The following is a 10,795-nucleotide window of genomic DNA, read 5'->3' on the forward strand; positions in this document are numbered from 1 at the left end:
GATGAAGAAATCACCCCGGTCGGTGCGATAACGTTAAGGTTGTGATCGTCCTCAGTGTTTCAAGTCTAAAAGGCGGAGTGGGCAAGACCTCGGTCACCTTGGGTCTCGCATCGGCCGCGTACAGCCGTGGGGTTCCGACCCTGATCGTCGATATGGATCCGCAGGCGGATGTATCCACGGGTCTTGATATTCCCGTGCAGACCCCGCTCGACGTCGCGGACGTCCTCGCCGCGCCCAAATCCAAGCTGCTCGGTGATGCGCTGGTACCCAGCGGGTGGACCGACAAGCGCGGACGCGTCGACGTCATCCCCGGTTCTCCACGGGCTGCGGAGTTCGACCGGCCCTCGCTCTCCGACCGCTACCTGCGCAAACTCCGGGAGGCGCTGAGCCGAATCGCCCAGGACTACCGCCTGGTCATCATCGACACGCCGCCCTCCCTCAACGGACTGACCCGGGCGTCCTGGGCTGCCAGCCAGCGCGTCCTCATCGTCACCGAGCCGGGGCTGTTCTCCGTTGCCGCCGCCGACCGGGCACTGCGGGCCGTCGACGAATTACGCCGCCACTCCTCTGCTACCGTCCAGCCATTGGGCATCGCAGTGAACCGGGTGCGGCCCAACTCACGTGAGCACCAGTACAGGGTCAATGAATTGCGCGAGATGTTCGGTCCCCTTGTGCTCTCCCCTGCTCTGCCCGAGCGCACGGTCCTCCAACAGGCCCAGGGCTCTGCCCGCCCGATCCATGCCTGGCCGGGGCGCCCGGCCGCCGAACTGGCCACCGCATTCGACCAGATCCTCGACCGTACGCTACGTGCCGAGAGCATCCGCGGGTCCGAGGACCGGGAGCGGACACGGTCCGCGCAGGCACCGACGGTACCCGCCGAGCCGAACGCGGTCACAGACGCAGGCGCACAACCCACCGGCCAGACGCCGGCCCCGGAGTCGGAACCCCCGACCCACGAGGACGCGTTCCTCATCGCACTCGAACGGCGGGCAGCCGAGAAGACCGGCGCCTCCGCGAACTCGGTGAAGACACCGGTCAAACCGGACATTCCGCCGACTTTCACGGCGCAGAGTCCCACAATCGCTGCGCCCGCCGTGCCCAGCAGTCCGCCGCAGCAGATCTCCCCTGCTCCGCAGACCGCCGCACCGGCAGCGGCTGCACCCAGTCGGCCCGATCGCGCCCCGTCCGCAGATGCCGCTGGTGAACCGAGTCTCCGCCGCCCGCGCGGTAATGACCGCCGGCCCCTGGACCAGCCCGATTCCCCCGCGGACACGCCCTCCGAAGGCGAACGAAAGCCCCGCCGACCCCGGCACTGACCCACCCCGCCAGGGGCAGCATTGCGCTGGACCCTGCCGACACCACCGATCATCTCGGTGATGTTGGCAGGGTCCTTTTGTCGTCTTACCCTCTCGGCTTGCATTTCCGGGCCGGGCACCGACTCTGCCATCAAGGGGAACCAGAACGATCCGTTGTGGGCGCGCAGTTTGTGAGCCGGAAACGAAAAACGCCCGTGGGGCGGACACCCTCAGGTGTCCGCCCCACGGGCGTGTGCCTTACTGCCGGCTCAGTGCTCCAGCTCGCCGGTGGAACCATGGCCCTCGACTGCATGGGCCGCGTGGGCCTCATCCAGTTCGGCCTTGGTCACCGGTTCGACACGGTCCTCGTAGAAGAACTTCGACAGGGCCGCGCGAGCCTTCTCCGCACCCGAGACCTTGCCCCTGGCATCCGGCTGCGCCGGAACATAGGACGGGGTCTGGAATGCGGTCAGGCGCCAGCGTTCGTGCTCGTCCAGGGGCTTGTGGCGTTCCTGGTACTCACCGTGGGGCAGACGGATGATCTCGCCGGATTCGAACCCGTGCAGAGCGATCTCCCGGTCCTTGCGCTGCAGGCCGATGCAGATCCGCTTGGTCACGATGTACCCGATCACCGGACCGACGAAGAACAGCGTCCTGAACACGTAGATCATGTCGTTCAACGACATGTGGAAGAACACAGCGATCAAGTCGCCGGAGGCGGCAGCCCACATCGCGCAGTACCAGATGATCACGGCCACGCCCAGCGCGGTGCGCGTCGGGGCGTTGCGCGGACGGTCCAGGATGTGGTGCTCACGCCTGTCCCCGCTGATCCACGCTTCGATGAACGGCCAGACGACCATGCCGCCGAAGAGAACAGCCGCCGCCAGCAGAGCCGGGAAGATGTTCAGCGAGATCGGGTAGCCGAAGACGTAGAACTCCATCCAACCGGGCAGCAGGCGCAGGAATCCATCCATCCAGCCGATGTACCAGTCGGGCTGGGTACCGGCGGACACTGGCGAAGGATCGTAGGGACCGTAGTTCCAGATCGGGTTGATCGTGAACAGCCCGGCCATCGCCGAGAGCAGGCCGAAGATCATGAAGAAGAAGCCACCGCCCTTGGCCGCGAAGGTCGGCAGGACGGGCTCGCCGACCACGTTCTTCTCCGTGTGCCCGGCACCGGGCCACTGCGTGTGCTTGTGGATGACCACGAACATCAGGTGCACGCCGATCAGGGCGATCAGCAGTGCCGGGACGATCATGATGTGCACGGAGTACAGGCGCGAGACGATATCGGTGCCGGGGAACTCACCGCCGAACAGGAAGAACGACAGGTAGGTGCCGATCAGCGGGATGGACTTCAGCAGACCGTCGATGATCCGCAGGCCATTGCCCGAGAGCAGATCGTCGGGCAGGGAGTAGCCGGTGAAGCCGGCGGCCATACCCATGGCGACCAGGCCCACGCCGACGATCCAGTTGACCTCGCGCGGCTTGCGGTAGGCGCCCGTGAAGAAGATGCGCAGAGCGTGGATGCTCAGTGCCGCCATGAACAGCAGGGCAGCCCAGTGGTGGATCTGGCGCAGGAACAGGCCGCCGCGGACCTCGAAGGAGATGTAGAGGGTCGAAGCGTATGCCTCGGATACCTCGACGCCCTTCAACGGAGTCCACGGACCCTCGTAGTGCGTCTCCCCCATCGCCGGATGGAACCACAGCGTCAGGAAGGTCCCGGAGAGGACCAGCACGATGAAGCTGTACAGGGCGACCTCGCCCAGCATGAACGACCAGTGGGCCGGGAAGATCTTACGGCCGAACTCCTTGACGGCCGCGGAGGCCCCGGTTCGTTCCTCGATCCACTTCGAGGTGGCGGCGAGAGCCGGGGGTGCGTTGAGATCGGTACTCATCGAGATTCAGTCTCCCTCGTGTGAACCTCCCAGAAGGACGGGCCGACGGGCTCGGTGAAGTCGCGCTGGGCGACAAGGTAGCCGTCGGAATCGACCTTGATCGGGAGCTGCGGAAGCGGACGCTTGGCCGGCCCGAAGATGACCTTGCAGTGATTGGTCACGTCGAAGGTCGACTGGTGGCACGGGCACAGCAGATGGTGCGTCTGGTGCTCGTACAGGGCCACGGGGCAACCCACGTGCGTGCAGATCTTGGAGTAGGCGACGATGCCGTCGACCTGCCAGCTCTCACGCTCGGGCTTGGTATTCAGCTGTTCGGGATCCACCCGCATCAGCAGAACAGCGGCCTTGGCCTTCTCATTCAGCGGGTCCTCCGACTTGTTCATTCCCTCGGGGATCACGTGGAAGGCGGAACCGATCGTGACATCGGAGGCCTTGATCGGGGTCTCCACCGACGGCACGCCGCCGGTGTCCTTGCACAGGCGAACGCCCGGGCCCCACAGGGTCTCGAACATCTTGTTACCGGGCAGCGGGCCCAGATCGCGCAGCACCAGGATCGCGGGCAGAGGCGCGATGGCCACGGCGGCGATGAGCATATTGCGGATCAGCGGACGACGGGCGATGCCCGATTCGTTCTTGGCCTGGTTGAAGATCTCGATGGCGATTGCCTGATCCTCTTCCGAGCCCGGGATGCTGTGGCGATCCTCCGACACCTCGGCGTCGGTGATCAGGGTCTTGGCCCACAGGATGATGCCGATACCGATGCTGAACAGCGCGACCGTCAGGCCGATGCCCAGCATGGTGTTCTGCATGCGGACAGAGCCGATCTGTCCGTCAAGCGGGAACAGGAAGTACGACACGATGAACCAGATGGTGCCGACCATGGACAGAAGGAACCAGGCCGCAATCTGGCGTTCAGCCACCTTCTCGGCAGCCGGTTCGACGTCTGTGATGCGCGGTTTGTGCTCGGGGAGACCGGGGTTTTCGAACCCGTTCACCACTTCGAGCTCACCGGCCGTGGAACCTGAATGCTGATTCGAGCTCATTCGCTTCCTCGTTTAGTGATCGTTGTGGATAGAGACTTCTGGGGCATTTACTTCGACCGAGCCGTAAGCCAGACGGTGATGCCGATGACAGCGGCCAGACCGAAGAACCAGACGAACAGGCCTTCTGCGACGGGGCCCAGGGCACCGAGCTTGAAACCACCGGGCGACGGGGTTTCGGAGACCGTGCGGACGTAGGAGATCACGTCGCGCTTCTGTTCGGGGGTGAGATTGGCGTCGTTGAAGATCGGCATGTTCTGGGGACCGGTCTGCATCGCCTCGTACAGGTGCTTTTCGCTGACCTGCTGCAGATTCGGGGCGTACTTGCCACGCGTCAGGGCACCACCGGCGCCGACGACGTTGTGGCACATGGCGCAGTTGGTGCGGAACAGACCGCCACCGGCGGCCGCGTCACCCTTGGAGGCATCGAGGTATTCCGAGTCCGGAATCGACGGGCCGGGGCCCAGCGAGGCGACGTAGGCGGACAGCTGCTTGATCTGGTCGTCGCTGAACTGCGCCTTCTTCACGGGCGCCTGTGGGCCCGATGCCTGCAGCGGCATACGTCCGGTGCCGACCTGGAAGTCGACGGCCGAGGCTCCGACGCCAATCAGGCTGGGCCCGTTGGGAGTGCCCTGGGCACCAGCGCCATGGCAGGTCGCACAGTTGGACACGAACAGCTTCTTGCCGCCGTCGATATCGGAGGCCGAGTACTCTTCGGCCTTTGCCGTGCTGCTGGTCGTGAACAGGGCGTAAGCACCGCCCGTGAGCATCAGACCCATGAGGAGCAGCACGAGCAGAGCCATCGGGTGGCGTCGCCGTTGTGAAAGAAACTTCACGAGTTTGTCCTTTTCATTACTGGAAATACGTACGGTCGGAGCCGGTGGCTACTTCAGCAGGTAGATGACGCTGAACAGACCGATCCAGACAACGTCGACGAAGTGCCAGTAGTACGACATGCAGATGGCGAACGTCGCCTCACGATGACCGAACTTCTTGGCACCGTAGGCGCGGCCGATCACCAACAGGAAGGCGAACAGGCCGGCGGTCACGTGCAGGCCGTGGAAGCCCGTGGTCAGGTAGAAGACGGACCCGTAGGCATCGGAGTTGATCGCAATACCCTCGGAGACCATGTTCGCGTATTCCAGCACCTGGCCTGACACGAAGATCGCACCCAGGATGAAGGACAGGAAGTACCACTCGACCATGCCCCAGGACCCGACATTGAGCAGCCCGCCGGTACGACGGGGCTTGAAATGCTCGGCCTTGAACACGCCCATCTGACACGTCACAGACGACACCACCAGAATGATGGTGTTCACAGTGGCGTAGGGAACCTCGAGCTTCTGGGTTTCCGTAGCCCACATCTCCGGTACGACCGACCGAATCGTGAAGTACATAGCAAAGAGCGCGGCGAAGAACATCAACTCGCTCGACAGCCAAACCATGAACCCGACAGTGGTCGAGTTTGGCCTGTTGATCACGGGATGAACCGGCGCTGAGTGATTAGCAGTGGCAGTAGACACAGCCCTATTATTACTCAGTGCGCAGGCTAATTTCATCTTTCACTCAGGTTTGCGGAGCTGTTTTTCTACAACGCGTAGTGTCTTCCGCGGATTCCCGGGCTTGGCAAGCTCTGACGCGGCAGATCGCCAGTCCCACAGGGTGACCAAGGTATCGCGAGCAGGCATCTTTAGGGCATCGGAGTATGTTCTAATTGCCGCGGCCGTGGCTGCGCCCGTTCCGGTCACACCGACGCCTGTAGCCACCGGCGGGCCCGGTCCACCGAGACAGCCAATAGGATTGCCACTGAGGGTGTCGCCGACGCCCTACGATGAGGTTTCCATTCCGAAAGGCACACCATGTCTCCATCCACTGCCACAGATCAGCCGACCGAGCCCACGTTGCGCGAGGTCCGCGACTGGTCCGATCTGCTGGTCGGACTGATGGCCCACCACGATATGGACCGTGCCACTTCGGCCTGGGCAATGGATCAGATCATGTCGGGCGTCGTGCCCGATGTCACTATGGCGGCTTTCCTTGTGGCCCATCACGGCAAAGGCGAGACCGTCGAGGAGATCTCCGGTCTGGTCGAGGCGATGATGGAGCATGCCGTGGAGCTCCCGGGCCTCTCCGATTCCGTCGACATCGTGGGTACCGGTGGAGACCGCGCCAAGACCGTCAACATCTCCTCGACGTCGAGCTTCGTGATCGCCGCCCAGGGCACCCGGGTGGTCAAGCACGGCAACCGGGCCACGTCCTCGGCTTCCGGTTCGGCCGATGTGCTGGAACGACTGGGACTGGTCCTCGACCTGACCCCGGAGCAGACCGTGGAACTGGCCCACGAGGTCGGAATGGCCTTCTGCTTCGCCAATGTCTACCACCCCGCCATGCGCTTCATCGCTCCTGTGCGCAAACAGATCGCGGTGCCCTCGGCCTTCAATATCCTGGGGCCCCTGACCAACCCCGCGCACACGAGGGCCACCGCGATCGGGGTGGCCGACCCGGCGATGGCGCCACTCGTCGCCGGCACCCTGGCCGCCCGCGGTGACACCGCAGTGGTCTTCCGCTCGCGTGATGGGCTCGACGAATTGAGCAACACCGCACCGAATGATGTCTGGGAAGTCCGCGGCGGCAACGTCGAGCACTCGGTCCTCGATGCCACCGAGCTGGGCCTTCCGCGGGTCACCAAGGAGGATCTCCGCGGCGGAGACCCCGCATTCAACGCCTCTGTCATGCGCCGGACCCTGGCCGGGGAGGAATCGCCGGTTCGCGATGCGGTCCTGTTGAATGCGGCGGCTGCTCTGGTCGCCTTCGATCGTGACGCGGGCGGCTCTTTCGCCGACCGCCTGTCCGTCAAGATCGAGTCCTCGCGCCGGGCAATCGACTCCGGCGCCGCCGCGGGACGGCTCGAGGCCCTGGTCGACGCCTCGCAGCGGATCGCAGCGCGGGGCTGACCCCGGGCTGTCTACTGGCCCGGGCGCGCGGTGAAGGCCGCCGCCTGGGCCTGGGCGCCCTGCAGTGGACAGGTCCACGAAAGATCGCCCATGATGAATCGGGTTTCGCCGTTACCCAGCCAATCCAGCAACAGGCCAGTCTCCGCCCGCAGGGTCCCCGGCTGTTCGGAAACGTATTCGCCCGTCAGGCGCAGCACCCTGCCCGCCTGTTCCAACTGCTCGAGTCGGTCGACGTGGGCACTACCGGCCAACCGGCCGTACCTGAGGATCGCCACGTCGAATCCGCCGGCTGCCACCGGCTGGGCCGCCAGCACTTCCGGAAGGCCCTCCAATTGCGCCCGGGACTCGTTCCCGGCCGCGGACCGGAGGACGCGTAGCCCCGCATCGCGTGCAGTCGCCGCTGCCTCGTAGCGCTGGTCCCCCGCTAGTTCTGCCAGGCGCACGCGCAACCGGCCGACGAAGTCCACCGGCCGTCCCCGCCCCAACTCGATCAGATCCGCCAGACCGGCGGTGTAGTCCGCCACATCGAAGTCGCCTGCACACGGCCCAGCACAACCACCGATCTCCCCAGCAGGGCACCCGCGGAAGTCATGGAACTCCGCCCCACGGGGGACCCTGGTTGTGCAGGTCTTGAGCGGGTAAATCCGTTCCAACAGGTGTTTGACCCCGGCCGCCCCGCGATTGCTCCTGAAGGGCCCCAGTGCCGTCACATCCGGGCCCGGATCCCGTCGGGTCAGTGACAGGCGGGGATAGGCCTCCGCCGTCAGCCTGACCCAGGTGAGTCGGTCCGGATGCTTCGATGCCCGATTGTATGGTGGGGCCAGTTCGCCGATCAGTCGGACCTCACGCACCTGGGCCTCGATGATCGAATCACACACGATGGTCTGCACCCGAACGGCGGCTGCGATCATCTCCACCATCCGTCCCCGCGTTTCGGAAACGGTGAAGTACTGCTGTACCCGCGCATGCATGTTGCGACTCGTCCCGACATACAGGACCCGATCTGCCGCGTCGACGAACATATAGACACCCGGCCGGGCCGGCACGTCATGGGCCAAATGGCGTTTCTCCGCCCGGCGCCCGGTACCCACTGGCTTGAGCGCTTTCAATTCCTCGAGTGTGTCGATCCCTGCGGCGCGGTACCGGTCGAACAGGTGGTAGAGGATCTCGGCGGTTGCGGCAGCGTCGTCGAGCGCCCTGTGACTCGGCGAGACCTCGGTACCGAAAAAACCCGCCAGGGTCCCCAACTTGTGATTGCGCACCTCGGGACGTGGCACCACCTGTCTGGCAAGTCTGACGGTGTCCAACACAAGCGGCTCCGGCCAGGGATAGTCCAGCTCGCGGCATGCCCGCCGCAGAAAACCGATATCGAAGGGCGCATTGTGGGCGACGAATACGCTGCCGCGGGAGAATTCGAGAAATTCCGGTAGAACCGCGTCCAGGTACGGCGCGTTCTGGACCATCGAATTGGAGATCCCGGTCAGGTTCTGAACGAACGGGCTGATCACGGCCCGACGAGGACGCACGAGCGTCGAGAATTCCTCCTCGACTCGCCTGGCCCGAACGCGTACCGCACCGATCTCCGTGATCTCGTCGCGCGCCCCCAGGGTCCCGGTTGTCTCCAAGTCCACCACGGTGAAGGCGGCATCGGAGAATCGTGTGCCCAGCGACCTGAGATCCAGCTGCCCCGACCGTTTATCCTCCGGACGCTCGAATGCAGGGGTGAACTGCTTGCGCTGCGAACCACTCATATCCCCCATTGTGCCGCGGGCCCCTGACACAGCCGGCGGCATCGTGACCGTTTCGCGCGGCCCCGGCGCACACACTACAACGGCCCCCACCGTTTATAGTGGGTCTGGGCCGCCTTTGCCGGCAGGCCCGATATCGTGATGAGCGCGGTGCCCCGGCGCCGGGGACCCCTGAGAGGTACTGAGTGTTCTACTGGTTGTTGAAGAGGATTCTTGTCGGCCCATTGTTGCGGATACTCTTCCGGCCCTGGGTCCGCGGAGTCGAGAACATCCCCGACTCCGGCCCCGCTATCCTCGCCGGCAACCACCTGTCGTTCATGGATTCGATCTTCACCCCTCTGGTCGCCCCCCGTCCGGTGGTCTACCTGGCCAAACAGGACTATTTCAACGGCCGCGGGATCAAGGGCCGCTTGACCCGCTGGTTCTTCCTGGCGACGAATCAACTACCCATGGACCGCTCCGGCGGCTCGGCCTCTGAGGCCTCCTTGAACGCGGGATTGAAGGTTCTGGGCTCGGGCAACCTGCTGGGCATCTACCCTGAGGGCACACGCAGCCCGGACGGCAAGCTCTACCGCGGCAGGACCGGTGTCGCCCGCCTGGTCGTCGAAGCCCAGGTCCCCGTCATCCCCGTCGCCATAGTCGGAAGCGACAAGATCCAACCCCAGGGCAGACTCATCCCCCGCCTGCGCCGGGTGGGTATCATCTTCGGCGAACCACTCGACTTCTCCAAGTACACGGAGATGAGCGAGGACCGCTTCCTCCTGCGCTCCATCACCGATGAGATCATGTACGAGATCCTCCGCCTTTCCGGCCAGCAATACGTCGACTCCTACGCCTCCAGCGTCAAGACCCGATTGCTAACCGAATCACGGAACAGGCCCAAAGACTCCCAGTGAGCGCGACACGCCGAATTCTTCCGGCCCAGATCCTTGAGTGCGCCCGGACTTGAGCATAGATTGGTTTCAGTTATCAGCCCCGGGTGCCCCTCGGCGCGCCGGGCGGTACCCGGACCAGATGTGCGAGGGCACCTCACTTCCCGGTGGGTAGTAAGGAGGAGTCGGTGTGAACCGCTCAAGTTTTGATTCGATGGAGCCGAGTCCCGTGCCACGTGCGGCACAGGGCCTGCTCTTCGACGAAGATCTACCCGCCCTCGACGAGCAGGCCGGCTACCGTGGGCCCACTGTGTGCAGAGTCGTGGGCATCACCTATCGGCAACTCGACTATTGGGCCCGTACCGACCTCGTCGCACCCTCCATTCAAGAAGCCGACGGCTCGGGCACGCAGCGTCTCTACGGTTTTCGTGACGTATTGGTGCTCAAGGTAGTCAAACGTCTGGTCGATACCGGTGTTGCACTCAACCAGATCCGCGTGGCCATTAGTCATCTCCGCGAACACGGCATCGAGGAACTCGCCCAGATCACGCTGATGAGTGATGGCGCCAGTGTTTTCGAGTGCACATCCGCAGACGAGGTCATCGACCTCATCCAGGGCGGGCAGGGCGTCTTCGGCATCGCCGTCGGGCGCGTTTGGCGTGAGGTCGAGGGCAAGCTTTCCGAGCTTCCCAGCGAGCGTCCCCTGGACGCTGCAGGCCGGACCACCTCACCGGCGCCCATGGACGAGCTCGCGGCCCGGCGCGCCGCCCGCAGGGCACGCTAGCCGCGGTAACAGGCCACAGGTCAGGACATACTTCCCCGGGAGGGACCGCGAAAGGGGCGGGTGCTCAAACTGAGTTTGAGCACCCGCCCCTTTCGCTATGTCAGAACGCTATATCCGCGGGACCCGAGAGTCCGTGCGCCCACAGCCCCCGGCACCCGCCACCGCCCGCTGCACGGACCGCCAGTGGCTCACCGAACCCGGTGG

Annotated in this window: 9 protein-coding genes; 4 read left to right on the forward strand and 5 right to left on the reverse strand. The window is 64.6% G+C overall.

Features of this window, described 5'->3' with window-relative positions; genetic code table 11:
• The first annotated feature begins 77 nt into the window (after positions 1 to 77).
• Complete coding sequence (locus NQ034_RS16165; RefSeq protein WP_373456806.1) at positions 78 to 1,316, forward strand: ParA family protein; 1,239 nt, start codon at positions 78 to 80, stop codon at positions 1,314 to 1,316.
• Positions 1,317 to 1,564: 248 nt separating this feature from the next.
• On the opposite strand, the gene qcrB is transcribed toward NQ034_RS16165, so the two are convergent.
• The 4 genes from qcrB to ctaE are packed head-to-tail and all read right to left on the reverse strand — an operon-like array spanning position 1,565 to position 5,756.
• Positions 1,565 to 3,193: a cytochrome bc1 complex cytochrome b subunit gene (gene qcrB / locus NQ034_RS02050; RefSeq protein ID WP_257046739.1), complete on the reverse strand. Its 1,629-nt coding sequence runs from the start codon at positions 3,191 to 3,193 to the stop codon at positions 1,565 to 1,567.
• Positions 3,190 to 4,236 carry a cytochrome bc1 complex Rieske iron-sulfur subunit gene (qcrA, locus tag NQ034_RS02055; protein WP_257046740.1) on the reverse strand — a complete coding sequence of 349 codons (1,047 nt, stop codon included), beginning with the start codon at positions 4,234 to 4,236 and terminating at the stop codon, positions 3,190 to 3,192. The genes qcrB and qcrA overlap by 4 nt, the downstream gene beginning before the upstream one ends.
• A 47-nt stretch (positions 4,237 to 4,283) precedes the next feature.
• Positions 4,284 to 5,069, reverse strand: a complete 786-nt coding sequence (gene qcrC, locus NQ034_RS02060; RefSeq protein WP_257046741.1) for a cytochrome bc1 complex diheme cytochrome c subunit — start codon at positions 5,067 to 5,069, stop codon at positions 4,284 to 4,286.
• A 48-nt stretch (positions 5,070 to 5,117) separates the two neighbouring features.
• A complete protein-coding gene (ctaE, locus tag NQ034_RS02065; RefSeq protein WP_257046742.1) occupies positions 5,118 to 5,756 on the reverse strand; it encodes an aa3-type cytochrome oxidase subunit III in 639 nt (212 codons plus the stop codon).
• Positions 5,757 to 6,092: 336 nt separating this feature from the next.
• On the opposite strand from ctaE, the gene trpD reads away from it, so the two are divergent.
• A complete protein-coding gene (gene trpD / locus NQ034_RS02070) occupies positions 6,093 to 7,187 on the forward strand; it encodes an anthranilate phosphoribosyltransferase (RefSeq protein WP_257046743.1) in 1,095 nt (364 codons plus the stop codon).
• Positions 7,188 to 7,198: 11 nt separating this feature from the next.
• Here the strand turns inward: trpD and NQ034_RS02075 are convergent, their stop codons facing one another.
• The gene (locus NQ034_RS02075) at positions 7,199 to 8,938 is read right to left on the reverse strand and encodes a DEDD exonuclease domain-containing protein (RefSeq protein ID WP_257046744.1); all 1,740 of its coding nucleotides are present in this window, start codon (positions 8,936 to 8,938) and stop codon (positions 7,199 to 7,201) included.
• Positions 8,939 to 9,120: 182 nt separating this feature from the next.
• On the opposite strand from NQ034_RS02075, the gene NQ034_RS02080 reads away from it, so the two are divergent.
• Together NQ034_RS02080 and NQ034_RS02085 are read left to right on the forward strand one after the other, a co-directional pair.
• Complete coding sequence (locus tag NQ034_RS02080; protein ID WP_257046745.1) at positions 9,121 to 9,831, forward strand: lysophospholipid acyltransferase family protein; 711 nt, start codon at positions 9,121 to 9,123, stop codon at positions 9,829 to 9,831.
• A 190-nt stretch (positions 9,832 to 10,021) separates the two neighbouring features.
• Entirely contained in the window at positions 10,022 to 10,591 is a 570-nt protein-coding gene (locus tag NQ034_RS02085; protein ID WP_306427908.1) for a MerR family transcriptional regulator, read from the forward strand.
• Positions 10,592 to 10,795: the final 204 nt, after the last annotated feature.

It is taken from the genome of Brevibacterium moorei (assembly GCF_024580735.1).
GTDB lineage: Bacteria > Actinomycetota > Actinomycetes > Actinomycetales > Brevibacteriaceae > Brevibacterium > Brevibacterium moorei.

What these genes read in the sequence shown, in the direction of transcription:
- NQ034_RS02075 (WP_257046744.1), bottom strand. Translation starts at nt 8,938, where the DNA reads ATGAGTGGTTCGCAGCGCAAGCAGTTCACCCCTGCATTCGAGCGTCCG.
- NQ034_RS02085 (WP_306427908.1), top strand. Translation starts at nt 10,022, where the DNA reads ATGGAGCCGAGTCCCGTGCCACGTGCGGCACAGGGCCTGCTCTTCGAC.
- trpD (WP_257046743.1), top strand. Translation starts at nt 6,093, where the DNA reads ATGTCTCCATCCACTGCCACAGATCAGCCGACCGAGCCCACGTTGCGC.
- qcrB (WP_257046739.1), bottom strand. Translation starts at nt 3,193, where the DNA reads ATGAGTACCGATCTCAACGCACCCCCGGCTCTCGCCGCCACCTCGAAG.
- qcrA (WP_257046740.1), bottom strand. Translation starts at nt 4,236, where the DNA reads ATGAGCTCGAATCAGCATTCAGGTTCCACGGCCGGTGAGCTCGAAGTG.